The sequence below is a fragment of the Brevundimonas sp. A19_0 genome (assembly GCF_017744255.1).
GTDB lineage: Bacteria > Pseudomonadota > Alphaproteobacteria > Caulobacterales > Caulobacteraceae > Brevundimonas.
The window spans coordinates 96705-122861 of the sequence record NZ_JAGHQP010000001.1 but is presented as its reverse complement, the minus strand read 5'-3'; the positions used below and the strand labels follow the sequence as shown (position 1 = coordinate 122861).

The 26157-nt window shown below is 69.4% G+C and carries 27 protein-coding genes and 1 tRNA gene; 18 read left to right on the top strand and 10 right to left on the bottom strand.

The genetic code is table 11. The features are described from left to right. The first annotated feature begins 17 nt into the window (after positions 1-17). Genes J7346_RS00615 through J7346_RS00600 form a run of 4 tightly spaced genes read left to right on the top strand, consistent with a single transcriptional unit; the run spans position 18 to position 3223 of the window. Entirely contained in the window at positions 18-524 is a 507-nt protein-coding gene (locus J7346_RS00615; RefSeq protein ID WP_209116726.1) for a YetF domain-containing protein, read from the top strand. Positions 525-572: 48 nt separating this feature from the next. Continuing rightward, positions 573-2354 carry an FAD-dependent 5-carboxymethylaminomethyl-2-thiouridine(34) oxidoreductase MnmC gene (gene mnmC, locus J7346_RS00610; RefSeq protein ID WP_209116724.1) on the top strand — a complete coding sequence of 594 codons (1782 nt, stop codon included), beginning with the start codon at positions 573-575 and terminating at the stop codon, positions 2352-2354. 38 nt (positions 2355-2392) lie between these two features. Further along, positions 2393-2785, top strand: a complete 393-nt coding sequence (locus J7346_RS00605; protein ID WP_209116722.1) for a hypothetical protein — start codon at positions 2393-2395, stop codon at positions 2783-2785. 36 nt (positions 2786-2821) lie between these two features. After that, positions 2822-3223 (top strand): hypothetical protein, encoded by a 402-nt coding sequence (locus J7346_RS00600; RefSeq protein ID WP_209116720.1) that lies wholly within the window; start codon positions 2822-2824, stop codon positions 3221-3223. 9 nt (positions 3224-3232) lie between these two features. Here J7346_RS00600 and scpA read toward each other — a convergent pair whose 3' ends face one another. Further along, the gene (gene scpA, locus J7346_RS00595; RefSeq protein ID WP_209116718.1) at positions 3233-5380 is read right to left on the bottom strand and encodes a methylmalonyl-CoA mutase; all 2148 of its coding nucleotides are present in this window, start codon (positions 5378-5380) and stop codon (positions 3233-3235) included. Continuing rightward, positions 5377-6774: a methylmalonyl-CoA mutase family protein gene (locus J7346_RS00590; protein ID WP_209116716.1), complete on the bottom strand. Its 1398-nt coding sequence runs from the start codon at positions 6772-6774 to the stop codon at positions 5377-5379. The genes scpA and J7346_RS00590 overlap by 4 nt, the downstream gene beginning before the upstream one ends. A 90-nt stretch (positions 6775-6864) precedes the next feature. Here J7346_RS00590 and J7346_RS00585 point away from each other — a divergent pair, with 90 nt between their 5' ends. Beyond that, complete coding sequence (locus J7346_RS00585) at positions 6865-7602, top strand: Crp/Fnr family transcriptional regulator (RefSeq protein WP_209116714.1); 738 nt, start codon at positions 6865-6867, stop codon at positions 7600-7602. On the opposite strand, the gene J7346_RS15095 is transcribed toward J7346_RS00585, so the two are convergent. Beyond that, positions 7537-9213, bottom strand: a complete 1677-nt coding sequence (locus J7346_RS15095; protein ID WP_348521429.1) for an ATP-binding cassette domain-containing protein — start codon at positions 9211-9213, stop codon at positions 7537-7539. The two genes, J7346_RS00585 and J7346_RS15095, sit on opposite strands and share 66 nt — an antisense overlap. A gap of 8 nt (positions 9214-9221) precedes the next feature. Continuing rightward, a complete protein-coding gene (gene cydD / locus J7346_RS00575; RefSeq protein WP_348521428.1) occupies positions 9222-10826 on the bottom strand; it encodes a thiol reductant ABC exporter subunit CydD in 1605 nt (534 codons plus the stop codon). A 133-nt stretch (positions 10827-10959) separates the two neighbouring features. Between cydD and J7346_RS00570 the strand changes: the two genes are divergently transcribed. The 3 genes from J7346_RS00570 to cydX are packed head-to-tail and all read left to right on the top strand — an operon-like array spanning position 10960 to position 13870. Continuing rightward, a complete protein-coding gene (locus tag J7346_RS00570; protein ID WP_209117309.1) occupies positions 10960-12531 on the top strand; it encodes a cytochrome ubiquinol oxidase subunit I in 1572 nt (523 codons plus the stop codon). 26 nt (positions 12532-12557) lie between these two features. Then, complete coding sequence (gene cydB, locus J7346_RS00565; protein WP_209116708.1) at positions 12558-13706, top strand: cytochrome d ubiquinol oxidase subunit II; 1149 nt, start codon at positions 12558-12560, stop codon at positions 13704-13706. Positions 13707-13723: 17 nt separating this feature from the next. After that, entirely contained in the window at positions 13724-13870 is a 147-nt protein-coding gene (gene cydX, locus J7346_RS00560) for a cytochrome bd-I oxidase subunit CydX (protein WP_209116706.1), read from the top strand. Between the two features lie 120 nt (positions 13871-13990). On the opposite strand, the gene J7346_RS00555 is transcribed toward cydX, so the two are convergent. Both J7346_RS00555 and J7346_RS00550 read right to left on the bottom strand, forming a co-directional pair. Beyond that, positions 13991-14065, bottom strand: a tRNA-Val gene (locus tag J7346_RS00555). 75 nt (positions 14066-14140) lie between these two features. After that, entirely contained in the window at positions 14141-14497 is a 357-nt protein-coding gene (locus J7346_RS00550) for a response regulator (RefSeq protein WP_209116704.1), read from the bottom strand. A 137-nt stretch (positions 14498-14634) separates the two neighbouring features. Here J7346_RS00550 and J7346_RS00545 point away from each other — a divergent pair, with 137 nt between their 5' ends. Beyond that, a complete protein-coding gene (locus J7346_RS00545) occupies positions 14635-15516 on the top strand; it encodes an N-formylglutamate amidohydrolase (RefSeq protein ID WP_209116702.1) in 882 nt (293 codons plus the stop codon). A 238-nt stretch (positions 15517-15754) separates the two neighbouring features. On the opposite strand, the gene J7346_RS00540 is transcribed toward J7346_RS00545, so the two are convergent. Continuing rightward, positions 15755-16465 carry a DUF599 family protein gene (locus J7346_RS00540; RefSeq protein WP_209116700.1) on the bottom strand — a complete coding sequence of 237 codons (711 nt, stop codon included), beginning with the start codon at positions 16463-16465 and terminating at the stop codon, positions 15755-15757. A gap of 125 nt (positions 16466-16590) precedes the next feature. Here J7346_RS00540 and ppa point away from each other — a divergent pair, with 125 nt between their 5' ends. Both ppa and cobT read left to right on the top strand, forming a co-directional pair. Further along, positions 16591-17139: an inorganic diphosphatase gene (gene ppa, locus J7346_RS00535; protein WP_209116698.1), complete on the top strand. Its 549-nt coding sequence runs from the start codon at positions 16591-16593 to the stop codon at positions 17137-17139. Between the two features lie 826 nt (positions 17140-17965). Then, on the top strand, positions 17966-19840 hold the full coding sequence (cobT, locus tag J7346_RS00530; RefSeq protein ID WP_209116696.1) for a cobaltochelatase subunit CobT: 1875 nt from the start codon (positions 17966-17968) through the stop codon (positions 19838-19840). On the opposite strand, the gene J7346_RS00525 is transcribed toward cobT, so the two are convergent. From J7346_RS00525 to J7346_RS00515, 3 genes are all read right to left on the bottom strand, one after another. Then, positions 19837-20361, bottom strand: coding sequence for a demethoxyubiquinone hydroxylase family protein (locus J7346_RS00525; protein WP_245157561.1), 525 nt, complete (start codon positions 20359-20361; stop codon positions 19837-19839). The two genes, cobT and J7346_RS00525, sit on opposite strands and share 4 nt — an antisense overlap. 85 nt (positions 20362-20446) lie before the next feature. Then, complete coding sequence (locus J7346_RS00520) at positions 20447-20983, bottom strand: disulfide bond formation protein B (RefSeq protein ID WP_209116692.1); 537 nt, start codon at positions 20981-20983, stop codon at positions 20447-20449. A gap of 42 nt (positions 20984-21025) precedes the next feature. Then, complete coding sequence (locus J7346_RS00515; RefSeq protein ID WP_209116690.1) at positions 21026-21601, bottom strand: YqaA family protein; 576 nt, start codon at positions 21599-21601, stop codon at positions 21026-21028. A gap of 220 nt (positions 21602-21821) precedes the next feature. Between J7346_RS00515 and hppD the strand changes: the two genes are divergently transcribed. Genes hppD through J7346_RS00480 form a run of 7 tightly spaced genes read left to right on the top strand, consistent with a single transcriptional unit; the run spans position 21822 to position 26150 of the window. Further along, positions 21822-22925 carry a 4-hydroxyphenylpyruvate dioxygenase gene (hppD, locus tag J7346_RS00510; RefSeq protein ID WP_209116688.1) on the top strand — a complete coding sequence of 368 codons (1104 nt, stop codon included), beginning with the start codon at positions 21822-21824 and terminating at the stop codon, positions 22923-22925. Next, complete coding sequence (locus J7346_RS00505; RefSeq protein ID WP_209116686.1) at positions 22918-23091, top strand: hypothetical protein; 174 nt, start codon at positions 22918-22920, stop codon at positions 23089-23091. Before hppD ends, J7346_RS00505 begins: the two co-directional genes overlap by 8 nt. Before the next feature lie 22 nt (positions 23092-23113). Further along, positions 23114-24253 carry an isoaspartyl peptidase/L-asparaginase gene (locus J7346_RS00500; RefSeq protein ID WP_209116684.1) on the top strand — a complete coding sequence of 380 codons (1140 nt, stop codon included), beginning with the start codon at positions 23114-23116 and terminating at the stop codon, positions 24251-24253. Between the two features lie 3 nt (positions 24254-24256). Next, positions 24257-24619, top strand: coding sequence for a cupin domain-containing protein (locus tag J7346_RS00495; RefSeq protein WP_209116683.1), 363 nt, complete (start codon positions 24257-24259; stop codon positions 24617-24619). Continuing rightward, complete coding sequence (locus J7346_RS00490; RefSeq protein ID WP_209116681.1) at positions 24619-25113, top strand: isoprenylcysteine carboxylmethyltransferase family protein; 495 nt, start codon at positions 24619-24621, stop codon at positions 25111-25113. The genes J7346_RS00495 and J7346_RS00490 overlap by 1 nt, the downstream gene beginning before the upstream one ends. After that, positions 25110-25379, top strand: a complete 270-nt coding sequence (locus tag J7346_RS00485) for a hypothetical protein (RefSeq protein WP_226634850.1) — start codon at positions 25110-25112, stop codon at positions 25377-25379. Before J7346_RS00490 ends, J7346_RS00485 begins: the two co-directional genes overlap by 4 nt. Positions 25380-25427: 48 nt before the next feature. Beyond that, positions 25428-26150 (top strand): hypothetical protein, encoded by a 723-nt coding sequence (locus J7346_RS00480; RefSeq protein WP_209116679.1) that lies wholly within the window; start codon positions 25428-25430, stop codon positions 26148-26150. The last annotated feature ends 7 nt before the right edge of the window (positions 26151-26157 follow it).

Here is a 26157-nt window from a genome sequence, read left to right as displayed (position 1 = left end):
GCCCGGGGGCAGGCGAGATGGAAACCCTTCACGCCGTCATCGGCTATGAGGACGGCACGATCACCTGGTGGCAGATGTCCATCCGGGGCGTGCTCGTCTTCGCCGTCGGCATCCTCGCCGTGCGGCTCGCCTCGTCGCGTGCCTTCGGCAAGTGGACGCCGCTCGACATCATCTTCGCCGTGATCGTCGGCTCCAATCTCGGCCGGGCCATGACCGGCAGCGCGCCCTTCCTGCCGACCGTCATCGCCAGCCTGCTGCTGGTTGCCCTCCATGCCCTCCTGGCCCGCGCGTCGGCCCGCTGGTCATGGCTCAGCTTCCTGCTCAAGGGCGGGCGGATCCAGCTGGTCCGCGACGGCCAGATCGACGAGGCCGCGATGCGCCGCGCCGGCCTCGGCCAGGGCGATCTGGACATGGCGCTCCGCGCCCAGGGTCATTCCGACCTCAGCCGCGTGGACTGTGCCTATCTCGAGCGGAACGGCGACATGTCGGTGCTGGCCCGTCGCGAGGACCCGCCGGAGCCCTGACGCACGACCGCCCGCGACAGCGGCGCCCCGACGCGCTACGGAGCCCGCATGAATTCCGGCTCCGACACCTCCGCCGATCTGGTCTGGGACGACGACGGCACCCCGCGTTCCGGTCGGTTCGGCGACATCTATTTCTCGCCTGAGGACGGTTTGGCCGAGACCCGGGCAGTGTTCCTCGACGGTTGCGGCCTGCCCGGCGCCTTTGCCGGGCGCGAACATTTCTGCGTCGCCGAGCTGGGGTTCGGCACCGGCCTCAACATGGCGGCCCTGCTCATGCTGTGGCGCGACCACTCCCCACTCGGCGCGCGGCTCAGCCTGTTCTCGGTCGAGGGCTTCCCTCTGTCGCGGGACGAGGCCGCCCGGGCGCTCGCCGCCTGGCCGGACCTGGCGCCCGCAGCCGAGGCCCTTCTGTCCGTCTGGCCGGCTGCCACGCCGGGCCTGCACCGGATGGACCTGCCGGCGTTTAGGGCCACCCTTGATCTGGCGATCGGGCCGGTGGAGCAGGGGCTGTCGGCCTGGTCGGGCCAGGCCGACGCCTGGTTCCTCGACGGCTTCTCGCCGGCCACCAATCCCGATATGTGGTCGCCCGGCGTCATGGCCCGGATCGCGGCGCTCAGCCGGCCCGGCGCGCGTCTGGCCACCTTCACCGTCGCCGGCGCCGTCCGGCGGGGACTGGCCGAGGTCGGCTTCACTGTCGAGAAACGCCCCGGCCATGGCCGCAAGCGCGAGCGGCTGGAGGCCACTCTCGCTAGTGAGACGGCAGGCCCAACGCCTCCCGACGACATCGTCATCCTCGGTGCCGGCATCGCCGGCGCCACCCTCGCCCGTGCCTTTGCCGCCCAGGGCCGGACGGTCGAGGTCATCGATGCCGAGGGGCCGGGCGCCGGCGCCTCGGGCTTTGATGCCGCCCTCGTCACCCCCCGCCTAGACGTCGGCGATCCCGACCTCGCCTCGGGCTTCGCCCAGGCGCTGGAGCGCGCCGGTCATCTCTATGGACAGATCGGCGGCGCCGTGGTGGCCGAAGGTGTCCTGCAACTTCCCGGCCGGGATCGCGACGTGGAGCGCCACCGGCGCGTCGCTGAACAGACGATCTGGTCTCCCGGACATATGCAGGTCCTGACCCCGTCCGAAGTCTCCAACCGTCTGGGCGAACCGACAGACTCCCCCGCCCTGCGAATGGCCGACGCCCGGGTCATCCGCCCCGCCCGGGTGCTCGCGGCCTGGCTGCCCCACGGCGTGACCCGCGCCTCCGTCGCTCGCATCGACCGGGACGGGGAGGGATGGGCCCTGTTCGACGCGAACGGCGCTCTTGTACGCCGGGCCGCCTGCGTGATCGTGGCGACCGGCGCCGGCACCCGCAGCCTCCTGTCCCTGCCACTCCAGCCCGTGCGGGGTCAGGTCGAGGTGGCCGAAGGGGTCACGGCCCCCGCGCCCCTGGCCTGGGGTGGCTATGCCATACCGACGGGCGAGGGCCTGCTGTTCGGGGCCACCCATGATCGCGACGACGACGGTGTCGAGGTCCGCCCCGAAGACACCCGGCGCAATCTGGCGACCCTCGCCGGCTGTCTGCCGCAGCGGGCGGAGCAGGCCGGTCAGGCGCCCTTGCGGTCCCGTGCCGCGGTCCGGGCGACCACGCCGGACCGTCTGCCCGTCGCCGGTCGGGTCGAGGAGGGCCTGTATGTCCTCGGGGGGCTTGGCTCGCGCGGATTCTGTCTCGCGCCCCTGCTGGCCGAACATGTCGCGGCACAGGTGCTGGAGCGCCCGTCCCCCCTGTCGGGGGCCATGGCGCACCGCTTTTCGCCCTCGCGTTTACGGGGAACCCAATCGTGATTTGCGAAACCCCGCGGCGAGGCGGACGTTGTCGGGCCATGACCCAGCTGATACGCATGCCGCTCCCGCTCGCCTTTACCGGCGCTGTGCTGGCGCTCGCCGCCTGCGCGCCCACCACCCCGTCCGGTGACTCCCCGGCCTTCAACGACCAGACCTGTTTCTCGCCGTCCCAGGTTCGGGGCTTCACCGATGGCCCCGGCCAGACCGTCTATCTGAACGTCGGTCGCGACGCCTATCCGCTGGAGGTCTATGGCGCCTGCAACGGGCTGAACAGCGCGCTCGGCTTCGCGCTCGAGCCCGGCGCCGTCGGCGTCACCCGCCTGTGTCCGGGCGACGCCACCCGTATCGCGGTGCGTGGCGACGTCCGTCCCGTGGAATATTGCAGCGCCCGCGTCGGCCCGCGCATCAGTGGCGGCCCCCCGCAGGACTGACCCCCAGCCGGACAGAGCCCAAGCCTGGAGAAACCCATGACCCGCGCCTTCGTCGCCGCCCTCTCGATCCCCGCCCTGTTGCTGGCCGCCGCCTGCGCGCCGGGGCCGGACACCGCCATGACCCCGCGGTCTGCGGACACCTGTTTCCTGACGGACCGTGTGATCAACTTCCGGGCGGGCCAATCGCCCTCGCTCTATGTGAAGGCGCGCGACGGCAGTGTGTTCGAGCTCCAGACCACCAGCTTCTGCCCCGGCGCCGAGAGCACCAACACCCTCGTCCTCACGCCGCTCATGGGAGGGGGCTCGCGCAGCTGCGTCTCGGACTCCCTGTCGATTGACGTCGCCGGCATGGGCACGGCGAACCGCTGCACCGCCCGCGTGGTGCGCAAGCTGAGCGAGGAGGAGGTTGCCGCCCTGCCGTCACGCTACCGGCCCTAGGGCCGGGGCTCAGCCCTTCGGCCTCTGGGCATAGCCCAGACGCTGGTTCAGCTTGTCGATCAGATCGATGGCCGTGTCGGCGATCACCGACCCGGGCGGATAGACGGCAGCGACGCCGGCATCCAGCAGGGGCTGCACGTCTGCGGGCGGAATGACTCCGCCGACCACCACCATGATGTCCTCGCGCCCCAGCTTCTTCAGCTCGGCGATCAGCTGCGGTGCCAGCGTCAGGTGCCCGGCGGCCAGCGAGCTGGCGCCCACCGCGTGAACCCCCTTCTCGACGGCTTCTTTCGCGGCTTCGGCGGGCGTCTGGAACAGGGACCCGGCCGTGGCCTCCAGCCCCAGGTCGCCATAGGCCGTGGCCACCACCTTCTGGCCGCGGTCGTGCCCGTCCTGACCCAGCTTGGCGATCAGGATGCGGGGCGGACCGCCGTCGTTCTCGACGAACGCCGCCACCATGTCACGGGCGCGGCTGACCTTGGCGTCCTTGCCGGCTTCCTTGCCATAGACGCCGCTGACGGTCTTCACCGAGGCCACGTGGCGGCCGAAGGCGGCCTCCAGCGCATCTGAAATCTCGCCCACCGTGGCCTTGGCCCGGGCCGCATTGATCGACAGGGCCAGCAGATTGCCGTCGCCCTTCGCCCCGGCCGTCAGGGCCTCCAGCGCCGCTTCGGTCGCCGCCTCGTCCCGCTCGGCGCGCAGCCGCTTCAGCTTCTCGATCTGGGCCGCCAGCACGGCCGCATTGTCGACCTTCAGCACCGGGATGTCGTCGACCTGATCCGACAGATAGCGGTTCACGCCCACGACCGTCTGCTGGCCCGTATCGATCCGCGCCTGGATGCGGGCCGCTGACTCCTCGATGCGCAGCTTGGGAATGCCCGCCTCAATGGCCCTGGCCATGCCGCCCAGGCCCTCGATCTCGGCCATGTGCGCACGGGCCCGTTCGGCCAGTTCGTGGGTCAGCCGCTCGACGTAATAGCTGCCGCCCCACGGGTCGATCACGCGGGTCAGGCCGGTCTCCTGCTGCAACAGGATCTGGGTATTGCGCGCGATCCGGGCCGAGAAGTCGGTCGGCAGGGCCAGCGCCTCGTCCAGCGCATTGGTGTGCAGGCTCTGGGTCTGGCCACCCGCCGCCGCCATGGCCTCGACCATGGTCCGGCTGACGTTGTTGAACACATCCTGGGCCGCCAGCGACCAGCCCGAGGTCTGGCAGTGGGCGCGCAGGCTCAGCGACTTGGGATTCGTCGCGCCGAATTTCGACACAGCCTCGGCCCACAGCAGGCGCCCGGCCCGCATCTTGGCCACTTCCATGAAGTAGTTCATGCCGACGGCCCAGAAGAAGCTGAGCCGCGGGGCGAACCGGTCGACGTCCAGCCCGGAGTCCACGCCCGCCTGCAGATATTCGATCCCGTCCGCGAGCGTATAGGCCAGCTCCAGGTCGGCCGAGGCTCCGGCCTCCTGCATGTGATAGCCGCTGATGCTGATCGAGTTGAACTTCGGCGCATGTTCGGCCGTCCAGGCGAAGATGTCCGAGATGATCCGCATCGAGGGCGCGGGCGGATAGATGTAGGTGTTGCGGACCATGAACTCCTTGAGGATGTCGTTCTGGATGGTCCCGGTCAGCTGGGCGGGGGCGACCCCCTGTTCTTCGGCGGCGACGACATAGAGGGCCAGGATCGGCAGCACCGCCCCGTTCATCGTCATCGACACGCTCATCTTGTCCAGCGGGATGCCGTCGAACAGGGTCCGCATGTCGAGGATGGAGTCGATCGCAACGCCCGCCATGCCGACATCGCCGGCCACGCGCGGATGGTCTGAGTCATAGCCCCGGTGCGTCGCCAGATCGAAGGCGACCGACAGCCCCTTCTGCCCGGCGGCCAGATTGCGCCGGTAGAAGGCGTTCGATTCCTCGGCCGTCGAGAACCCCGCGTACTGCCGGATGGTCCACGGGTTCTGGGCATACATCGTCGGATAGGGGCCGCGATGATAGGGCGCGATCCCGGGCAGGCCGTGGATGAAGTCGAGGCCTTCCAGTCCTCCGGCCTCATGACGCGACGCGATCGAGATCCCTTCCGGCGTCTCCCACGGCGCGCGGTCGGCGGCTGCGCCGGGTGCATGGTCGTCCAGCGCGATGCGGGTGAAGTCAGGGCGGGTCATCGGGCGGCCTCCCCGGTCTCAAGTCGCACGGCCAGCGGCAAGGGCGCCATGGCGGCACACGCATGCTCGGACGTCCCGGTGTCCGGTTCGGGCAGGGGGGACACCTCGACCGGGCGCGGGTCCTCGTCGACGTATCGGGTCACGCCGATCAACTGGGCGTCGCCCCGGGCATAACGTGTCATCAGGGCCTCGGCCGCCTCGGCGACCCGGCTCTGGATGCCGCCGCCCTCGATCGAGGCCACCAGCCCGCCTTCGCGCTCGATCTGCTGGAAGGCCGCCCAGCCGGCCTCGGCCAGATCGCGGGTGCGAGTGTCCAGGAACCACGACCCGGCCGCCGGATCGTCGACCCGCCCCAGATGCGCTTCCTCCATCAGGATCAGCTGGGTATTGCGTGCCTGACGCAGGGCGAAGGCATCGGGCAGGCCCGCCGCCCGGCTGAAGGCGTCCAGCACGATCACATCGGCGCCACCTACCGCTCCGGCAAAGCCCGCCGCCGTCAGTCGCAACAGGTTCGGCCAGGCGTCGCGCGCCGCCAGCATCCGCCGCGAAGACCGCGCCTCGATCACCGCCTCGGCTTCCGTGCCCCAGGCCCGGGTAAAGGTCCGCCACATCAGGCGCAGCGCCCGCACCTTGGCCAGGCCGTCGAAATAGGTCTGGTCCAGCGAAACCCCCAGCACCATGCGCCGGAAGGTCTGCTCGGGCGACAGGCCCGCGCGACCCGCGGCCTCCGTCAGGGCCACGGCACTGGCCAGCAGAAAGCCCAGCTCCTGCGCGGCCGTGCCCCCGGCTTCATGCACCACCCGGCCCGAGGCCAGGAAGGCACGCGCATCGGGATAAGCTTCGGCGTGGCGCGCCGCCGTATTGCCCGCCAGCTCCAGATAGTCGGCCAGTGGCCGCGCCCCGCCGCCATGGGCGACAAAGGCCGAGGCCGGGTCCATGTGGAAGGCCAGTTTCGCGCGCGGCGAGCCCTTGGCCGCCACCGCCAGGGCATCGGCGGCCGTGGCGCCGTCCAGGCCGGCATCCAGCGCCACCTCGGCCAGCTCCAGCTGAACTCCGGCCAGCGCCTGTGCGAGGGTGTCGGAGTCTTCCGTCACCGCGCCCTTGAGGATCAGCGAGGCCGCGCCGCCCTCCAGCTGGGCCAGCGCCCGGGCGTTCAGGGCGACGGCCTCATCGCCTTCCAGCAGCACGCGCAGGTCCCACGCCCGCCCGTCGGCGTCGGTGGCTCTGGCTGCGCGAACCGCCTCGCGCCCATTCGCGGCGGCATACAGCGGGCGGATATCCAGCCCGTCGGCATCCAGATGCACCAGGGTCTCCAGCCCCCGGTCCTTCAGCGCGGCCTCGGCCAGGGTGCGCCAGTCTGCGGGGGTGGGGGTCGTAAAGGACGAATGCGACATGGGGTCTCTATGGCCGAGGCGAGGGCGCGTCGCAATTGTCTCTGCGGTCGGGGTTCCCTATGAGAAGGGTTCCTCCCGCCGGATTCCTTGATGCTTCAGGTTCGACTCAAACCCCCGACGTGCACCAGCCGCCCGCTCGCGCGCGACTGCAGCACCTGTGGTGCGCGGGCCTTCAGCCTCTGCGCCAGTCTGGAGGGGGAGGATCTCGCGCGTTTGTCGGCCCTGGCCGAACAGGTCCAGTTCGCGCCGGGACAGGCCCTGGTCAACCAGGGCGATCGCGCGGAGCATATGTTCAACATCACCGCCGGCTCGGCGCGGGTCCAGACGTTGATGGCCGACGGGCGGCGCCAGATCACGGGTTTCCTGTTTGCGGGCGACTTCGTCGGTCTGGCCGCGGGCGCCACCCACACCGGCTCGGTCGAGGCGATCGAGCCGGTCACCGCCTGCCGCTTCGCCATGGCCGACTATCGCGCCCTCGTGCGCCAGAGCCCGGCGCTGGAGGCTGCCCTGCTGGAGCGCGCCAGCCACGAACTGGCCGAGGCCCGCTCCCAGATCCTGCTGCTGGGACGCAAGACGGCCGAGGAAAAGCTGGCCTCCTTCCTGCTGGCCCTGTCGGACCGCGATCCCATGCGGCCCCACGCCGAGGGGCGTCTGCGCCTGCCCATGAGCCGCACCGAGATCGCCGACTATCTGGGCCTGACCATCGAGACGGTCAGCCGGGTGCTGGGCCGCTTCAAGGCGTCCGGCCTGATCCGGCTGGAGTCAGTGTCCGACCTCAGCATCCTGCGGCCCGACCGGCTGGCCCTGCTCGCCGACGGCGAGGGCTGAGCCCCCCGCTTCCGTCACGCCGTCGACCTCGATCACGGCCTCGCACAGGGCCACCCCTGCGGGCCGGTGGCTGATCATCACCAGCCCCTGCGCCGTGCGGTCCAGCCGCGCCTTCAGCCGGTGCAGGACCTGCTGCTCGGTACGCGCATCCAGCCCCTCGGTAGGTTCATCCAGCACCAGCCAGGGCGACCCCCTCAGATAGGCGCGCGCCAGACTGAGCCGCCGCCGCTCGCCGCCGGACAGGAAGGCGCCGCCCGGCCCGATCGGTGTATCCAGACCCTTCGACGCGCCGGCGATGCGCTCGGCCAGTGCGGCATCCTCCAGCGCCTCCCACAACAGGGCCTCGGGCGCCTTCGGGTCGGCCAGTCGCAGGTTCTGCGCCACCGTCCCGTTCAGCAGGGACACATCCTGCGCCGCATAGGCGAACAGGCGCCGCACATCGACGTCGGGCAGGGCGGGGTCCAGCCCTCCGGCCGACATCTGTCCCGGCTCGACCGGGCGCAGCCCCATCATCTGCTCGATCAGGGTGGTCTTGCCCGCGCCCGAGGGCCCGGCGATCCGCACCCTTGAGCCTCCGACGAACGTCGGCCCGGCAGGCGAGAACTGCAGCGAATCGCCTTCCGGCCTCTGCACCGCCCGATCCGGGTCTGCCCCCATCAGGGGCTCCAGCCGTGCGGCGGCGGCGCGCGCCGCGCCTGCGTCGCGGAGCGCCGTCACCAGCCCCAGCGCCGCTTCCATGCCGGCGGCCGTCGCCAGCGCCGCCAGCGCGATCAGTGGCGCGGGCGGTGTGGCGGGCGCCAGCCACAGCGGCAGGCCCGTGGCGGCGGCCAGGCTCAGCCCGGTGACGGCGCCTGCCCAGCTCATCAGATGACCCGACCGCTCGGCCAGTACCCGCCCGGCGGCGTCCGCCTGATCGGCGACCTTTGCCACCTCCTCCGTCGCCCAGCCTTCGAGGGACCAGGCGCGGACTTCCGGCACGGCGGCTTCCAGATCGGTCAGGCGCGCCTTCAGCTGCCCCTGGGCCTCCTGTCGCAGGGCGGCGGCGGGCCGCACCCACCGCTCCGCGATCCAGCGACTGCCCAGCACCAGTGCCCCGGCCCCGACCAGCAGGGCGACGGCCGACGTCCAGTGGGCCAAGGCCGCCATGCCGGCCGAAACCGCCAGCCCAGCGCCCAGCGCCCAGGGCGCCGCCACGCGGATGAAGCGGGTCTGGATGGCATCGACATCCTCGATCAGCCGCGACGAGGCTTCGCCCACCGCCAGCGCCCGCGTGGCGTGCCCGCCCTCGGCCAGTCGCGCATAAAGGCGGGGCCGCAGCCGCCCCAGGCCCTGCAAGGCCGCCTCATGTCCCGCGACCCGCTCGACGTAGCGCGAGCCCGTCCGCACAATGGCCAGCAGCCGGATGAAGGCACTGGGCAGCATATAGTTGAAGGCATGCGCCACCGCCGGTCCGGCCAGACCCGCCAGCGCCGAGGCCGTGATGAACCAGCCGGACAGCCCCAGCAGCAGGGCTGAACCGCACGTCACCCCGATGGCCGCCACCGTGGCGATCACCAGACGCGGCCGTTGGTGTCGCAGCTCGGCCCGGATCAGGGCTTCCAGAGGGGGCACGGCGGGCCTCACAGCGCCACCACGCGGTCGGCCAGCGCCATGACCGCCCGCGAATGGGTGGCGATCAGGCAGGTCCGCCCGCGCGTCGCCGCGGCCAGCGCCGGGATCAGGGCTTCCTCGGCCGCCGCGTCCAGATGGGCGGTCGGCTCGTCCAGCAGCAACAGCGGCGCCTGCTTCAACATGGCCCGCGCCAGCGCCAGCCGCCGTCGCTCGCCGCCCGACAGACCGCCGCCGCGCCCGTCGATGGGCCGGTCGAGGTCCAGCGACAGGCCTGCCTGTTCAGCCATGGCCGCGATCAGCTCGCGCGGGGCCTCGGGCTGCGACAGGGCGATGTTCTCCGCGAGCGTACCCGGCACCACGACCGTCGCCTGACCCATCCAGCCGACCTGTCCGCACCAGTCGCCCGTGTGCGACAGGCGGTGGCCGTCGACCTCGACCTCGCCCCCGGTCAGCGGCGACAGGCCGAGGAACAGATGCAGCAGGCTGCTCTTGCCGGTCCCGCTGGCCCCGGTCAGGGCGATCACCTGTCCGGGCCGCACCTCAAGGTCAAAGTCCGGGATCACCGGCGGCGCCCCGTCATAGGCGATGCTGACCTTGTGGAACTTCAGGGCGGGGCTGCGGGCCAGCCGCGGCGTGGGCAGGGCCGGCGGCACAGGCGTTCGCTCCAGTGTCGGCACCACGGCCTCGGCGGCCTGCCGGTCGTGATAGGCGGCGGCCATCCGGCGCAGCGGCGCATAGACTTCGGGTGCCAGCACCAGGGCGAAGACCGCCCGCCCCAGATCCAGCGGCTCGGGGATCGGCACCGGCATCAGGCCCAGCAGCTGAAACCCGCAATAGACGGCGACCAGGGCCACCGACAGGGCCGAGAAGAACTCCAGAATTCCCGACGACAGAAAGGCGATGCGCAGCACCTTGCCGGTCCGCGCTGCCAGCCCGTCCGAGGCGCGCTGGACGTCACCGACCACCGTCCCCGTGGCCTCGAAGGCCGCCACCGCCGGCAGGGCCCGGATGCGATCGAGGAACAGGCCGGACAGGCGCTCCAGCGCCGCGAACTGGGTGCGGCTCTCCGCCGCCGCCGCGGTTCCGGCCAGCCACATGCCGAATGCGAACGGGATCAGGGTCGCGGTCAGGATCAGGGCCGAGACCGGACTGGCCAGCGCAATGGCCGCCAGCACCACGATCGGCCCCATGACCGCTGCCATGCGGGCGGGCTCAAACCGCGCATAATGGCCGTCCAGCCGCTCCACCCCCTCGACAGCGGCGATCAATCCGGTTTCCGACGACCGGCGCCCGGAGAACAGGTCCGTGACCACGCCGCGCCGCACGGCGCCCTTGATCCGGGCGGCGGCGCCCGCGGCCGTTGTCAGGGCCCGTTGCGACAACAGCCCCCGCACCGCCAGCGCCGCCAGCATGATGACGATCCCCATGAGGATCGAGCTTGTCCGGTCGGGCCAGGCCGTCAGCGTCAGGGCCAGTCCTGCTGCAAAGCCGACCGCCGGCAGCACATCCGCCGTTGTCATCAGCGCGGCCATCCCCAGTGCCCGTCTTTCCGGCCGCGCGGTGTCGCGCAGCCAGTGTCGCAGGTGGGTGGGGGAGGGGGCCGAGGAGGTCACGCGCGCTCTATACAGAATTCCGGCCCGTCCGGCCCTTGATCCAGATCAAGGCGCGACTCGGGTCACTGTCCTACGGCCATCCCGCACCCGGCCATTCCGGCCATGACAGCTATAGGGAGTGCTTGGTTCCATGATCGATCTGGCGGTCGTTGATCTATCCCGCCTTCAGTTCGCACTGACGGCGCTTTACCACTTCCTGTTTGTGCCCCTGACGCTGGGGCTCAGCTTCATGCTGGTCATCATGGAGTCGATCTATGTGATGACCCGCCGGCCCATCTGGCGGACCATCACCCGCTTCTGGGGCACCCTGTTCGGCATCAACTTCGTGCTCGGCGTCGCCACCGGCCTGACCATGGAATTCCAGTTCGGCATGAACTGGAGCTATTACAGCCACTACGTCGGCGACATCTTCGGGGCGCCCCTGGCGATCGAGGGCCTGATGGCCTTCTTCCTCGAGGCCACCTTCGTCGGGCTGATGTTCTTTGGCTGGGACAAGCTCAAGCCGCACGCCCACCTGTTCGTGACCTTCCTCGTGGCGCTCGGCACCAATCTGTCGGCCCTGTGGATCCTGATCGCCAACGGCTGGATGCAGAACCCGGTCGGTGCCGACTTCAATCCCGACACCATGCGGATGGAAGTCACCGACTTCATGGCCGTGCTGTTCAACCCGGTGGCCCAGGCCAAGTTCGTGCACACCGTCTCCGCCGGCTATGTGATCGCCTCAGTCTTCGTGCTGGGCGTCTCGGCCTGGTATCTGCTGAAGGGCCGTCACATCGGCTTCGCCAAGCGCTCCATGACGGTCGCCGCCGCCTTCGGTCTGGCGTCCTCCCTGTCTGTCGTCGTGCTGGGTGACGAGAGCGGTTACGCCCTGACCGACAACCAGAAAATGAAGCTCGCCGCCATTGAGGCCATGTGGGAGACCGAACCGGCCCCCGCCGGCCTGACTGCCGTCGGCCTGCCCAATATGACCGACCACAAGACCCACTATGAGATCAAGATTCCCTACGTCCTGGGCCTGATCTCGACCCGCAGCCTGACCGGTCAGGTCGAGGGCATCCTGCCGCTGGTCGCCGTCGCCGAGACCCGCATCGAATCCGGGGTCCAGGCCTATGACGCGCTCGAACGCATCAAGGCCAATCCCGAGGACCCCGCAGCCCGCGGCGCCTTCGAGGCCCATCGCAACGACCTCGGCTATGGCCTGATGCTGCGCCGCTTCGTCGAGGATCCGCGTGACGCCACGCCCGAGCAGATCCGCGACGCCGCCTGGGCGACCGTGCCCAACGTCCCGGTCATGTTCTGGACCTTCCGCTTCATGGCGGGGATCGGCTTCCTGATGATCGGCCTGTTCGCGACGGCCTTCATCCTGTGCACCCTGCGCAAGCACGACACCCGCTGGTTCCTGCGGCTGGCCGTGCTGGCCATCCCCCTGCCGTGGATCGCGGCCGAGCTGGGCTGGATCGTGGCCGAGGTGGGCCGTCAGCCCTGGGCAGTGGAAGGCGTCCTGCCGACCTTCCTTGGCGCCTCCAGCCTGACCGTCCCGCAGCTGTGGGGCACCATCATCGGCTTCACCGTCCTGTACGGCGCCCTGGCCGTGGTCGAGGTGGGCCTGATCCTGCGCACCATCAGCAAGGGGCCCTTCTCCAGCCCGGACCTCGCGTCCGAGCCCGGCGCCCCTGCCGGTGAAACCGAACCCGCCACTGCCTGACATCCTGTCTGACCCGGAGATCCATCATGGAACTGCCTCTCGACTTCGCTACCCTCCGCGTCATCTGGTGGGGCCTGCTGGGGGTGCTGCTGATCGCCTTCACCCTCACGGACGGCTTCGACCTCGGCGTGGGTGCCCTCCTGCCGTTCGTCGCAAAGACGGACAAGGAACGCCGCATGGTGATCAACACCGTCGGCGCCACCTGGGAAGGTAACCAGGTCTGGTTCATCCTCGGCGGCGGCGCCATCTTCGCCGCCTGGCCCTTCGTCTATGCCGTCAGCTTCTCGGGCTTCTACCTGGCCATGTTCCTGGTCCTGTCGGCCCTGATACTCAGGCCCGTGGCCTTTAAATACCGCTCCAAGCGGCCCTCGGCCGGCTGGCGGTCGATGTGGGACTGGGCGCTGTTCGTCGGTGGCTTCGTTCCGGCCCTGGTGTTCGGCGTGGCCGTCGGCAACGTCCTGATCGGTGCCCCCTTCCGTCTCAACAGCGAGCTGCGGGCCTTCTATGACGGCACCCTGCTGGGCCTGTTCACCCCCTTCAGCCTGCTGTGCGGCCTGTTGTCGGTGACCATGCTGGTCCTGCACGGCGCCACCTGGCTGGGCCTCAAGGCCGAGCGCGGCCCGGTGCAGAAGCGCGCCTTCGCCATCGGCACGGTCGCGGGCCTGTTGGGTCTGGTGCTCTTCGCGGTGGGTGGCCTGTGGGTGGCCTTCGGCGACCTCGGCTTCCGCATCGTCGGCACGGTCGATCCCAACGGCTTCTCCAACCCGCTGCGCACCACGGTCGAGGCGGCCGGCGGCGCCTGGATGGACAACTATGCCCGCTATCCCTGGATGATGATCGCCCCGGCGCTCGGATTCCTCGGCACGGCGGCGGCCCTGCTGGGCCTGTGGCGCCGGTCCGAGCCGCTGGGCTTCCTCGGCTCCTCGCTGGGCGCGGTCGGGATCATCTCCACGGTCGGCCTGTCGATGTTCCCCTTCATCCTGCCCAGCTCGATCGATCCGTCCTCCAGCCTGACCGTCTGGAACGCCTCCTCCAGCCATCTGACGCTGTTCATCATGCTGCTGGTGACGATCGTCTTCCTGCCGCTGGTGCTGCTCTATACCGCCTGGGTCTACCGGGTGCTGTGGGGCCGCTCGACGACCGCCGCCCTGTCCACCAACCCCGACCTCTACTGACCCGAAAGGCCTGAACCATGTGGTATTTTACCTGGATCCTCGGCCTCGGCCTCGCCGTCGGCTTCGGCGTGCTGAACGGCCTCTGGCACGAGTTCCGCCTGTTCGACGAGGGCGACGCCGGCGAGTCGGTGCCCGGTCCCGAAGACCAGGGCGACCCGACCTGATCTGACGCCCTGAAACGACAAGGCCGGCCCGCTCACCCGGGCCGGCCTTTTGCTGCCTGCAAACCGACCTCGGCCCGCAAGGGGGGGGCGCGAAAGCGGTGATTTGTTCGGGAGGGAGAATGGTGGACGCGACAGGGATTGAACCTGTGACCCCTACGATGTCAACGTAGTGCTCTCCCGCTGAGCTACGCGTCCGCCGTGACGGCCCTGGGGCATCCCCGGGGCGGGAAGGCGCGCGGTATAACCCGGCTCGCCTTGAAACTGCAAGCGTTAAGCGGCGATCATTTTCTCGACCTCGCCGACCAGGTCGCGCAGGTGCACGGGCTTCGACAGCACCTTGGCCTGGGGGGTGCTCTGGGCGGCGGTCAGGGCCACGGCGGCAAAGCCGGTGATGAACATGATGCGCAGGCCCGGCTGGCGGGCGGCGGCCACGCGGGCCACCTCGATCCCGTCGGCGCCCGGCATGACGATGTCGGTCAGCAGCAGGTCCCACGGGCCCTGGTCCAGGGCGTCGATGGCGTCATCGCCGTTCTCGCAGTCGACAACCTCATGGCCCGCGCGTTGCAGCGCCCGCGTCAGGAAGCCCCGGAGCGAGCTGTCGTCTTCCGCCAGAAGAATGCGTGCCATCGAATGTCCCCGACGCCGTCCACCCGGACGACCGTTTCACTAAACCCGGGAAAAGGTTAAGGCGACAAGCGTAAACCGGCCATGAAAATCAATGATCCGTGTCCACAGGGAATCACGGCCGGGCCGGGGGAGGGCGTATGACGGCAGGCGAGGGTGAGCAGGGCACCGAGCCCCCGTTCCGGGTGATCCCGGCGGCGGGCCGGGCGATCAGCCCGCTGGTGTTCGCCTCGCCCCACTCGGGCCGCCACTATCCTGCCTCGGCCGGTTTCGATCCGGCCCTGTCCGGGGCCTCGATCCGCAGTGCCGAGGACGCCCTGGTCGACCGGCTGATCGAGAGCGCCCCCGCCCGCGGCGTGCCCCTGCTGCTGGCCACCCATGGCCGGGCCTGGCTGGACCTCAACCGGGATCCCGCCGACCTCGACCCGGCGCTGATCGCCGACCTTCCGCCGGAGGCCGCCGGCGGGCCCCGTGCCGTCGCGGGCTATGGCGTTGTACCGCGCCTGACCGGGGACGGCCGCCCCCTCTATGACCGCCCCCTCGGCCGCGCCGAGGTCGAGGCGCGCCTCGCGGCCGGCCACGCGCCCTATCATGCCGAGCTCGCGCGCCTGATGCAGGCGGCGCATGCCGCCCATGGGATGGCGATCCTGATCGACTGGCACTCCATGCCCGGGCCCGGCCTCAACCGTCCTGCCCGGCGGCCCTCGCCCGTGGGCCCCCAGATGGTGCTGGGCGACCGGCATGGTTCGGCCTGTGCGACGGCGCTTACGCGGCGGGTGGCGGCGCTGCTGGGCGGCGAGGGCCTGCGCGTGGCCCTCAACCACCCCTATGCAGGCGGCTGGACGACCCAGACCTGGGGCCGCCCGGCCGAGGGCTTCCATGCCCTGCAGATCGAGATTTCGCGCGCCCTCTATCTGGACGAGGCCCGCATCGAGCCCGGCCCGGGCTGGTCGCGCTGTCAGGGATTGGTGGAGCGGCTGATCGACAGCCTGGTGCGCGAGGCACCCGGTCTCGTCTCCTGATCCTTCGGACAGAAAAAATGCCGCGCCCGGGGGCGCGGCATGAAAGTCTATAGGGAGGAAACGCCCAGGAAGGGCAAGACGCCCGAAGGCGTCACAGTCAAGTTAGGTTGCGGTGCACAATCCGTCAAGCGGCGATTTTTCACCACCCGTCACGAAATGTAACGTCTGAACGGTCATTTTCCCCGATGTAACCGGTTAAGCGCAAAAATCTGTCCCATTAACGGCCGCATCTGCTCACTCACTGCGGGGGCGGGGCGGGGTTTCCGGAATCGGATTCCAGTGCGGCGCGGACCCGGCGAATGGCGCGGGCGGCGGGCGAACCCTCCTGACGCCAGATCAGCAGGCTGAAGGACGCCACCACACCAAGGGCCAGCCACATCGGCCCCATCAACCAGGCCGCGGCCGCCAGGGCGAAATAATAGGCCCGCACCCCCTGGCTGAACGAGGCCAGCGCCGGGTTCAGCAGGTCGCCGGCGGCCCGGCCCAGCATGTCGCGTTCGGGAGAGTCGGTTTCCGGCGCCGCCCCGATCACCGCGAGCGTGTAGTTCAGCTGCCGGATCGACCAGATGAAATCCAGCAGGCCGCGCACCAGACAGATCAGGATCAGCGCCAGCTTGCCTTCCAGCAGCGGCAGGGGCACGGCCTCGGCCCCCACGGCGGCAAAGCCCCGCAGGGCTGCCTCTCCCCCGAACAATATGCCGGCCACCGCCGCGATCAGCAGCAGATTGGTCGAGGCAAAGAACGAGGCCGTATTGATCGAATGGCCCATCAGCTGGCTGTCGACCAGCCGGATCTCGCGGCGGACCATGGCCGACATCCAGATATGCCGCACCAGCTGCATGTCCTGGTTCAGGGTGCCGAACCGCCGCGACAGCAGCCTCAGGGCGGGCTCATAGCCCAGCCAGCACACGGCAAACAGGACCAGCGCCGCCCAGTCGAAGGGGGTCATGCCGTCAGCTCCCTGCACCGTCGCCTCCGTGGCTTCGCGCCCGATACCGCGCGGAACGCTTGCTACCGGGCCCGGGTTTGCCTATCACGCCCGCCTCCCCGTTTCGCAAGTGCACAATAGACATCATGAACATCGATGCCATCCCCGTCGGCCCCAACCCTCCGTGGGACCTGAACGTCATCATCGAAATCCCGCAAGGGGGCCTGCCGGTCAAATATGAAATGGACAAGGCCTCGGGCGCCCTGTTCGTCGACCGCTTCCTGCACACGGCGATGTACTATCCGGCCAACTACGGCTTTGTGCCCCACACCCTGTCGGCCGACGGCGACCCCTGTGATGTGCTGGTGCTGAACCCGACCCCGGTGGTGCCGGGCTGCGTCATCCGCTCGCGCCCGATCGGCGTGCTGATCATGGAAGACGAAAAGGGCATGGACGAAAAGATCCTCGCCGTGCCGGTCGATGCGCTCCACCCCTATTACACCGACGTCGCCAGCTACCGTCAGCTGCCGGCCATCATGATCGACCAGATCCAGCACTTCTTCACCCGCTACAAGGACCTGGAGAAGAACAAGGAAACCGCCGTCAAGCGCTGGGGCGACGCCGGCGAGGCCGCCGAACTGATCGCCCAGGGCATCCGCGCCCATCAGGAAGCCCTCAAGGCCAGGAAGGGCTAGCAGTCTCCTCCCCATCTGATGGGGAGGGGGACCCCGCGAAGCCTTGGCGAAGCAGGGTGGAGGGGCTCTTCACCGAACCCCAACCCTCAAGAACCCCTCCGTCCCGTCGGCTTCGCCGCCGCGCCACCTCCCCGACTTCGTCAGGGAGGAGACAGAAAACCCGTCATCCTCGGGCTTGACCCGAGGATCGGTGCCGCCCGCGACGGGAGACGGTCTGGATGGACCGATCCTCCGATCAAGTCGGAGGATGACGATGGTTTGAAGCGCGCAGATATGAAACCAGCGCCAAAAATTCCCGGCCCTTTCAACATCCCCACCCTTTCCCGACCCGACTTCCCCGCCTCACCCCGGGCCTGTGCAAACCTCTCCGGGTCCCGTCGCACGGAGGGCTCGTAAGGCCTGCGACCTTGTGAGCGGCGGGAGCGATGGAGCGGGGTTGGAGGAAACCGTCGCACAGTTTTCGGGCCTCAAGCAGCGAGGCTCCGCGAGCCGAGCGATAGGCCCACCTTCATGCACCCTCGATCTCCGCCTCCGGGTGCGGGATCGGGGCAAGGGTCGAGGGGGATACTCGGCCGTTCCGGGACTGAACGCAGGTTCAGCCCGCCCGTCGGAGGCGCTGCGGTAAGGCGATAACACCGCCACCCGACGCAAGCTTCCGGAAAACCACCGCGCGGAGCGTCGGTCTTCGTCGAAACGGTAAACTCTAATCACTCCGGGCGAAGGCCCGGCGCTCCGCCTGCCCTCCAACCTCTGCCCACCGGGCGAGAGGCGCTTTCCCATGCCCGCACCCCTTTCCCCCGCGCGCGGTCGGGGCTAGGTCAGGATCATGCCGCCGGATACCCCGACAGAGACCTTCAAGCGCGCCCTGGCCCATGCGGCGCGGGCGCTGGCCGAGCAGGACGAGCTCGAGGTCGTCTTCGCCTCGGACGGGCCGCGTCTGTCGAACGGCGTCCTGACCCTGCCGCATCCGCCGCGCGACCCCTCCGGCCCGGAGAGCGCCGCCCTGCGCGGACAGGCCGACCGGCTCGCCCTGCGGCTGGCCAATCACGACGCCGACGTCCACCGCACCGTGGCGCCCGTCGATACCCGCGCCGCCGAGGTGTTCGAGGCCGCCGAACAGGCCCGCGTTGAGGCCCTGGGCGCCCGCGCCATGGCGGGTGTGCGGGCCAATCTGGACGCCGCCCTTGTCACGCGGCTGGAGCGTACCGGCCTCACTCGCGCCACCAGCGCCGATCAGGTGCCGCTGGATCAGGGCGTCGGCCTGCTGCTCGCCGAGCGTCTCGGGGAGCGCCCCCTGCCGCCGGCGGCCGCTTCGGCCCTCGATCTGGTGCGCGAGGATCTGATGACCCGCGCCGGTCCGGCGCTCGACCGTCTGGCGGCCGCCGTCGACGACCAGGCCGCCTTTGGCCGCGAGATGCAGGCGGTGCTCAAGGCGCTGGATCTCGATCCCGGCGATGGCCAGTCCGACGAGGCCGACGACAGCGAGGGCGAGGACGAGGCCGCCGACGAGTCCCCCTCCGAGTCCGAGGACGACAGCGACGATCCCGATACCGGCGACAGCGAGGACAACTCCCCCGAGGGCCGCAGCGAGGATTCCGGCTCGGACGGCGAACGCGAGAGCCGCCCGGACGGCGCCCCCGCCGAGGCCGACGGACAGGAGTCGGATCAGGCTTCCGATACCGAAGAGGGTATGCGCCCCGGCCGCACCGAGGCCGACGGTGGCAATGACCCCTCGGCCTATCGCGTCTTCACCACCGCCTATGACGAGGTGATCGGCGCCGAGGAACTGTGCGACCCGACCGAACTGGATCGCCTGCGCGCCCTGCTGGACCAGCAGCTGACCCAGTTGTCCAGCGTCGTCGCCCGGCTGGCCAACAAGCTGCAACGCCGCCTGCTGGCCCAGCAGAACCGCAGCTGGATGTTCGATCTGGAGGAGGGGGTGCTCGACACCGCCCGCCTGACCCGCGTCATCACCGATCCAACCGCGCCCCTTTCGTTCAAGGCCGAGAGCGAAAGCCCCTTCCGCGACACGGTGGTGACCCTGTTGATCGACAACTCCGGCTCGATGCGCGGCCGGCCGATCATGGTGGCTGCGGTCTGCGCCGACATCCTGGCCCGCACGCTGGAACGTTGTGGCGTCAAGGTCGAGATCCTCGGCTTCACCACCCGCGCCTGGAAGGGCGGCCAGCCGCGCGAGGCCTGGATCAGCGCCGGCCGCCCGGCCAACCCCGGTCGCCTGAACGAGCTGCGCCACATCATCTACAAGACCGCCGACGCGCCCTGGCGCCGGTCCAAGCGCAACCTCGGTCTGATGATGCGCGAGGGCCTGCTCAAGGAAAACATCGACGGCGAGGCCCTGATGTGGGCCCACGACCGCATGCTGGCCCGCACCGAGGCGCGGCGCATCCTGATGGTCATCTCGGACGGCGCCCCCGTCGACGACACCACCCAGACCGCCAATCCTGTCCACTATCTGGAACGGCACCTCCGCCAGGTGATCGGCATGATCGAGGACAAGTCCGATGTCGAGCTGCTGGCCATCGGCATCGGCCACGACGTGACCCGCTTCTACCGCCGCGCCCTGATGATCACCGACGTCGACCAGCTGGCCGGCGCCATGATCGAGAAACTGGCCGAACTGTTTGACGTCAAGCCAAAGACCGAACGCGCCGCCCGCCGTCGCATGAAGCGGGCAGCCTAGATCCGCTCGCTGACCTTGATGGCGGCGCGGCAGCCGGCCTTGATCACCGAGGACAGCAGCCGATAGCCGGGCGCGTCGCGGCTGCCGTGTTCGACGGCGTGGTCGTGGTGGGCCATTTCCTCGGCCCGGAACTGCGCCAGCTCTCGGGCCAGTTCGGGGTCGCGATCGGCCAGTTCGGCGATCTGGTCGGCATAGTGCTGCTCGATCACCGACTCGACGGCTTCGGTGCAGGCATGGGCGGCCTTTTCGCCCAGCAGGGCCGTGCCGGCGCCCAGCGCCCGGGCGGCCAGGTGCCACAGGGGCAGGGCAGCGGTCGGGGCGACCCGGTTCTCGGTCAGCAGGGCCTCGAACCGCGACAGGTGGACGGCCTCATGGCCCTCCATCTCTGTCAGGTCCTCGCTGATCGTCGCCTTGCCCTTGCGGCCTTCAAAGACCGCGCGCTGGGCCTGATAGATCTGCACGGCGGCATATTCGCCGGCGTGATCGACGCGCAGCATTTCGGCCTTCCGCGCCCGGGTCATGCCGGCGCCAGGGCGGGGCAGGGGGACGGTCCGGGTGCCCTTGCGTCCGGTGATGGCCGGATCGTTGAGGGGATCGGTCTCGGGGTCAGCCTCGGGGCGCACGGGCATCCTTCGGACGTTTGGCGGCCAGCAGGCTCATGACGGCCAGCCCTGCCGCGATCAGGGTGTTCCAGGCTGCCATGGACAGGCCCAGGAAGCGCCATGTCACGGCGTCGCAGGCGACAACGGGCGGGGCCTCGGCCGTGCCCAGCGCAAGGGCGGCCATGCGCTCGATGTTGATCTCGCCGCCTCCCCCTCCGGAGCACAGGGCCGGCAGCTCCCACCAGCCGGCCTCGCCGCCCGCATGGAAGCCGGCGGTGACCGCGCCGGTCAGGAAGACGATGAACAGCAGGAAGGCCGCGACGCGCGGAGTGCCCCGGCTGGCCCGGCTGATCAGGGTCCACAGGCTGGCGGTCAGGGCGATAGCCACGGCCAGCCAATACACCTCACGCTGCTTGAGGCAGAGATTGCACGGCGACAGCCCGGCGAACCGCTCAAAGGCATGGGCCGCCGCCAGCAGGCTGAGCGATGCGGCCAGCGCAAACAGGGTCCACCAGCGTGTCACGACGCGATAAAGGCTCATGCCGAAACTCTTAGCGGGCCTTTTGCGCCCCGTCGATGTGCCTCAGAGCAGCTTGACCGCAACGACCACCGCGACCACCGCCAGAATGCCGATGACGGTGAAGGTCGCCAGCCGCTTTTCGATGGCGGCCAGCATGGGCGGGCCCCAGCGCTTGAGCACGAAGGCGACGAGGAAAAAGCGCGCCCCCCGGGTCAGGGTACACAGGGCGATGAACAGCGGCAGCGAGAACTGGAAGATGCCCGAGGCGATGGTGATCAGCTTGAACGGGATCGGGGTCAGCCCCTTCACCAGGATCACCCAGGCGCCGTGCTCCTGAAAAAGGGCGCGCGAGGCCTCGAAGGTGTCGGCCTTGCCCAGCACCGTCAGCACCCACATGCCGACCGGCTCGAGGAAATAGCCGATCGCATAGCCCAGCAGCGCCCCGAGCACCGAGGCGATGGTGCAGACCGTCGCGTAGAAATAGGCCCGGTCCGGTCGCGCCAGCACCATGGGGGCCAGCATCACATCGGGCGGAATGGGGAAGAAGGAGCTTTCGGTGAACGACACCACCGCCATCACCTTGGTGGCATGGCGGCTGCGGGCCTGGACAAAGACCCAGTCATAAAGCTTGCGAAGCATGAAGCGTGCGGTTCCGTTCTGTCTGCGAACCAGCCTCTAGCAGGCGTCGGCAAGGGGCGCACCCCGCGGCCTTTCCGGCGCGACAATCCGCCAGCCGGAGTGGACGATGCGGAACCGGTCGGCCCGCCATGGCTTGGCGAATGAGGGCCGGATGACTAGGTTCCGCGCCAAAGGCGGCCGTGCGTGCCACCGTAAACCTTCAGGATCAGGAGACGCGACCATGGACGACGCGACCCAAACCCCCACGGCCCAGCAGATCAATGCCGAGAACCCGCTGGGTGTCGACGGCTTCGAATTCGTCGAGTTCACGGGGCCCGAGCCCAAGGCGATGATTGCGCGGCTGGAGCTGATGGGCTTCACCCAGACCCATGTGAACCCGGAAAACGACGTGGTCCGGCTGAAGCAGGGCGACATCACCCTGCTCGTCAATCGCAGCCCGAAGGGGCAGGCGGGCGAATTCGCCACCGAGCACGGCCCGTCGGCCAACGGCATGGCCTTCCGCGTCATTGACGCGAAGGCCGCCTACGAAGGCGCCGTGGCGCGCGGCGCGAAGCCGGCCGAAGGCCATGACGGCGGCGCGCTGGGCAAGGGCTACGCCTATGTGCTGCAGGGGATCGGCGGCTCGCTGCTGTATCTGGTCGACCAGTACGGTGAGGCGGGCTCGCTCTATGACGGCTGGGACGAGATCGAGGGCTGGGAAGAGGCCGAGCGCAAGAATTCGGTGGGCCTGTTCTGCCTCGACCACCTGACCCACAATGTGCGTCGCGGCCAGATGCGCACCTGGTCGGGCTTCTACGGCGACGTCTTCGCCTTCGAGGAGCAGAAGTATTTCAACATCAAGGGCAAGGCGACCGGCCTGCTGTCCCAGGCGATGATCGCGCCCGACCGCGCCATCCGCATCCCCCTGAACGAAAGCCAGGACGACAACTCCCAGATCGAGGAGTTCCTGAAGCGCTACAACGGCGAAGGCATCCAGCACATCGCCCTGGCCACAGACAATATCTTCGAGACCGTCGAGGAGATGAAGCGTCGCGGCATCCCCTTCCAGGACACCATCGAGACCTATTTCGACCTGATCGACAAACGCCTGCCGGGTCACGGCGAGGACGTCGCCCGCATGCGCGAGAACCGCATCCTCATCGACGGCTCTGACGAGGACGGCATCCTGTTGCAGATCTTCACCCAGGACACCTTCGGCCCGATCTTCTTCGAGATCATCCAGCGCAAGGGCAACCAGGCGTTCGGCGAAGGCAATTTCCAGGCGCTGTTCGACTCCATCGAGCTGGATCAGATCCGGCGTGGCGTGATCAAGGTGGATGCCTAAGCCTCCGGCCTGGATCCCGTTCACGGGACCGGTCGCGGCGGGGGTGACGGCGGGGCTGGCCGCGCCGCACCTCGGCTTCTGGCCGCTGGTGCTGGTCGCCACCCTGATGGGGCTGGTACCGGTGGTCGGCTATCAGCTGTGGAAGCGCGCTCATCACGAACGATGATGCAGCATCGGGAGGCGTCGGGATGAAGACAGGTGTGATCGCGGGCGTCGCAGCCCTCATGCTGGCCATGGCCTCGCCGGTCCTCGCTCAGGAGCAGCCGGCGTGGTCGCTGGCTATCCATGGCGGCGCCGGCGTGATCGAGCGCGGCAGCCTGAGCCCTGAGCAGGACGCCGCCTATCGCGCGGCGCTGGACGGCGCACTTCAGATCGGAGCGGAGGTGCTCGACAACGGCGGCTCGGCGCTGGACGCGGTCGAGGCCGTCATCCAGGTGCTGGAGGACGACCCTCTGTTCAATGCCGGGCGGGGCGCGGTCTTCACCGCCGACGGACGGATCGAGCATGACGCGGCCATCATGGACGGCACGACGCGGAACGCCGGGGCCGTCGCCGGCCTGACCCGCACCCGCCATCCGATCAGCGCCGCGCGGGCAGTGATGGAAAACTCGCCCCACGTCTTCCTCATCGGCCAGGGCGCCGAGACCTTCGCCCGCGATCAGGGGCTGGAGGAGGTCGACCCGGCCTTCTTCTTCACCGAGCGCCGATGGCGCGGCCTGGTCCGCCAGCTTGAGCGAGAGGGCCTGCCTGTGCCGGCCCGCCCTGCAGGTGCGCCTGCGGAGGTTGCCATGGCCGCAATCGCCCCGCCGCTGGACGAGCGAAAATTCGGCACTGTCGGCGTGGTTGCGCTGGATCGGGAGGGGCGGCTGGCGGCCGGCACCTCGACCGGCGGCATGTCGGGCAAGCGCTGGGGCCGGGTGGGCGATGTGCCGGTGATCGGCGCGGGCACCTATGCCTCGAACGTCGAGGGCTGCGCCGTATCCGCCACCGGCTCGGGCGAGTACTTCATCCGCGCGACCGTGGCCCGGGACATCTGCGCCCGGTATGCGTGGGAAGTCAGCTATCCCGAATCCGAGGAGAACCGGGCCATGGCCGTGGAAGATGCCTGTCCGTCGGACATGGCATGCCCCGGCCCCCGACAGCCTGTCCATGTGGCGGCCAGCGAGGAAATCGGCGAGGTCGGCGACATGGGCGGTGAGGGCGGGGTGATCGTCATGACCGCCCGGGGTCAGGCGTGGTTCGAGATGAATACCTCGGGCATGTACCGGGGCCGTGTGGCCGAGGGCGGTAACCGTCTGGTCGCCATCTATGCCGACGAGGACGACTGACGGATGCAGGCCATCGACCTCGCCGACAAATTCGCCGCCTTCGACGACCACTGGCGGCCGCGCATCGCCGCGCAGCTGAACGGTCAGGATGTGCGGCTGGTGAAGGTCTTGGGCACCTTCCCCTGGCACAGCCATGCCGAGGCGGAGGAAATGTTCCTGGTCTGGAAGGGCCGGTTCCGGGTCGAGTTCCGGGACCGCAGTGTCACCCTTGATCCCGGCCAGTTCATCGTGGTGCCGCGTGGCGTGGAGCACCGGACGGCCGCCGACGAGGAAGCCGAGGTCATGATCTTCGAGCCGTCGGCTGTCATCAACACCGGCGACGCCCCGACCTCTGATTTCACCGCCCCCGTGGGAGCCAGAATCTGATGGCGCAGCGTGATCACCCGAATGTGGCCGTGCCGCCGCCGCTGATCTATTTCGCCTTCCTGGGCCTCGGCTGGGCGCTGGATCGATATGGCGCGCAGATCGGCCTGCCGGCCGGCGAGGATATGACCCTTGGCCTGACGACCGAGGTCCGCCGGGGCGTCGCTATGGTGCTCATCATTGGCGGCCTGTTGCTGGACGGTATGGCGGCGGGCCTGTTCCGGCGTCTGGGCACAGCGGTCGAGCCGTGGAAGCCGTCGACGGCGCTGGCGACCGACGGGCCCTATCGCTTCAGCCGCAATCCGATCTACGTCGGGTTCGCCATCACCTATGCCGGGCTGGCGATAGCGATGGATTCGCCGGTCGCCCTGCTGATGCTGGTGCCCTGTCTGGTGGTTATCGACTGGGCCGTGATCCGCAAGGAAGAGGCCTATCTGGCCCGCACCTTCGGCGCCGACTACGAGGCCTATTGTAAACGCGTGAGGCGCTGGCTGTGACCGATCATCGAACCGACGACCTGTCCGCCCTGGCCATCGAGGAACTGGACGCCGCCTGCGCCCTCAGCTGGGCCGAGATGAAGCGCATCGCGCCTTGGGGTGACACCTATGGCGGTCTGACGGCCGGCGGGCTGGAGGTCGAGGTGGAGCGTCGCTACATCTGGGCGCACCAGCCCGAAGGCGCGATCGCCATCGAGGTCGAGGTCCGTCTGCCCGGCACCCGCCACGGCGCCGAGGCCCGGGCGGTGGTCGAACCGGATCGCTGATCCCCGTCGTTAACCTTTCCCGTTGCCAACCGGGCTGACCCTGCCATCATGGCCCGGACTGAGGAGGCGACCGTGGCTGTCTATGCGAGCGACTTTCAGGGGGGAGGGGTCTTCGAGCCCGTCGATCCGCCCGTGTTCCTGGGGCTGGACCCGCTGTTCCTCGCGCTGCTGGTCGCGCTCGGGGCACTGCTGTTCTTCCTCGGCTGGATGCTCCGCAACGGCCAGACCCGTCGCGACCCCGATGCGGCCGACAGCATCTGGAAAGCCATCGATGATGCGCTCAAAGCGGCGATGAAGGCAGACGGGGGCTCCCTCGTGGGCAAGGCCGAGGAGGTCCAGCGCGTCATTCACAAGCGGCTGGGCGCGACCCTTTCGATCGCAAAAGGCCTCAATCCGGGGCTCGAAAGCCTTGAGTGCGCGCTGAATGGGCGCCGCCATGTGCTGCATGCCCATGCTTGCCCGGAATCGCATGAGGATCATGGCGACCATGACCATGACGGTCACGCAGACGATGACCACGACGTCGAGGAGTCCTCGTCGCCCACTCTCACCCGGATCACGGTCATCAACGGCAATCGGGACGCGCGTCGAAGCGGGACCGGTCACGGCGGGGGCGGCCACACCCCTCATGCTCGGGGAGGCGCGCTGTCGCCCCGCGAGCGGGACCATGCCATCCGCGCCGCCATCGCGGACCTGAACGACTGGTGGCGGGACAAGGACGCCCGGATCGGCGAGATGCGCGCCGCCCACAGCGAGCTGTCGGCAGACTGAGGTTTTC

Bases quoted from the DNA above. Each gene is read 5' to 3' on its own strand.
- cydB (WP_209116708.1), top strand. From the start codon at position 12,558: ATGGAACTGCCTCTCGACTTCGCTACCCTCCGCGTCATCTGGTGGGGC.
- hppD (WP_209116688.1), top strand. From the start codon at position 21,822: ATGGACGACGCGACCCAAACCCCCACGGCCCAGCAGATCAATGCCGAG.
- J7346_RS00525 (WP_245157561.1), bottom strand. From the start codon at position 20,361: ATGACCCGGGCGCGGAAGGCCGAAATGCTGCGCGTCGATCACGCCGGC.
- J7346_RS00515 (WP_209116690.1), bottom strand. From the start codon at position 21,601: ATGCTTCGCAAGCTTTATGACTGGGTCTTTGTCCAGGCCCGCAGCCGC.
- J7346_RS00550 (WP_209116704.1), bottom strand. From the start codon at position 14,497: ATGGCACGCATTCTTCTGGCGGAAGACGACAGCTCGCTCCGGGGCTTC.
- J7346_RS00615 (WP_209116726.1), top strand. From the start codon at position 18: ATGGAAACCCTTCACGCCGTCATCGGCTATGAGGACGGCACGATCACC.
- J7346_RS00490 (WP_209116681.1), top strand. From the start codon at position 24,619: ATGGCGCAGCGTGATCACCCGAATGTGGCCGTGCCGCCGCCGCTGATC.
- cobT (WP_209116696.1), top strand. From the start codon at position 17,966: ATGCCGCCGGATACCCCGACAGAGACCTTCAAGCGCGCCCTGGCCCAT.
- J7346_RS00480 (WP_209116679.1), top strand. From the start codon at position 25,428: ATGGCCCGGACTGAGGAGGCGACCGTGGCTGTCTATGCGAGCGACTTT.
- J7346_RS00600 (WP_209116720.1), top strand. From the start codon at position 2,822: ATGACCCGCGCCTTCGTCGCCGCCCTCTCGATCCCCGCCCTGTTGCTG.
- J7346_RS00585 (WP_209116714.1), top strand. From the start codon at position 6,865: ATGCTTCAGGTTCGACTCAAACCCCCGACGTGCACCAGCCGCCCGCTC.
- cydX (WP_209116706.1), top strand. From the start codon at position 13,724: ATGTGGTATTTTACCTGGATCCTCGGCCTCGGCCTCGCCGTCGGCTTC.
- ppa (WP_209116698.1), top strand. From the start codon at position 16,591: ATGAACATCGATGCCATCCCCGTCGGCCCCAACCCTCCGTGGGACCTG.
- J7346_RS00520 (WP_209116692.1), bottom strand. From the start codon at position 20,983: ATGAGCCTTTATCGCGTCGTGACACGCTGGTGGACCCTGTTTGCGCTG.
- scpA (WP_209116718.1), bottom strand. From the start codon at position 5,380: ATGACCCGCCCTGACTTCACCCGCATCGCGCTGGACGACCATGCACCC.
- J7346_RS00505 (WP_209116686.1), top strand. From the start codon at position 22,918: ATGCCTAAGCCTCCGGCCTGGATCCCGTTCACGGGACCGGTCGCGGCG.
- J7346_RS00545 (WP_209116702.1), top strand. From the start codon at position 14,635: ATGACGGCAGGCGAGGGTGAGCAGGGCACCGAGCCCCCGTTCCGGGTG.
- J7346_RS00605 (WP_209116722.1), top strand. From the start codon at position 2,393: ATGACCCAGCTGATACGCATGCCGCTCCCGCTCGCCTTTACCGGCGCT.
- J7346_RS00500 (WP_209116684.1), top strand. From the start codon at position 23,114: ATGAAGACAGGTGTGATCGCGGGCGTCGCAGCCCTCATGCTGGCCATG.
- J7346_RS00540 (WP_209116700.1), bottom strand. From the start codon at position 16,465: ATGACCCCCTTCGACTGGGCGGCGCTGGTCCTGTTTGCCGTGTGCTGG.
- J7346_RS00590 (WP_209116716.1), bottom strand. From the start codon at position 6,774: ATGTCGCATTCGTCCTTTACGACCCCCACCCCCGCAGACTGGCGCACC.
- mnmC (WP_209116724.1), top strand. From the start codon at position 573: ATGAATTCCGGCTCCGACACCTCCGCCGATCTGGTCTGGGACGACGAC.
- J7346_RS00495 (WP_209116683.1), top strand. From the start codon at position 24,257: ATGCAGGCCATCGACCTCGCCGACAAATTCGCCGCCTTCGACGACCAC.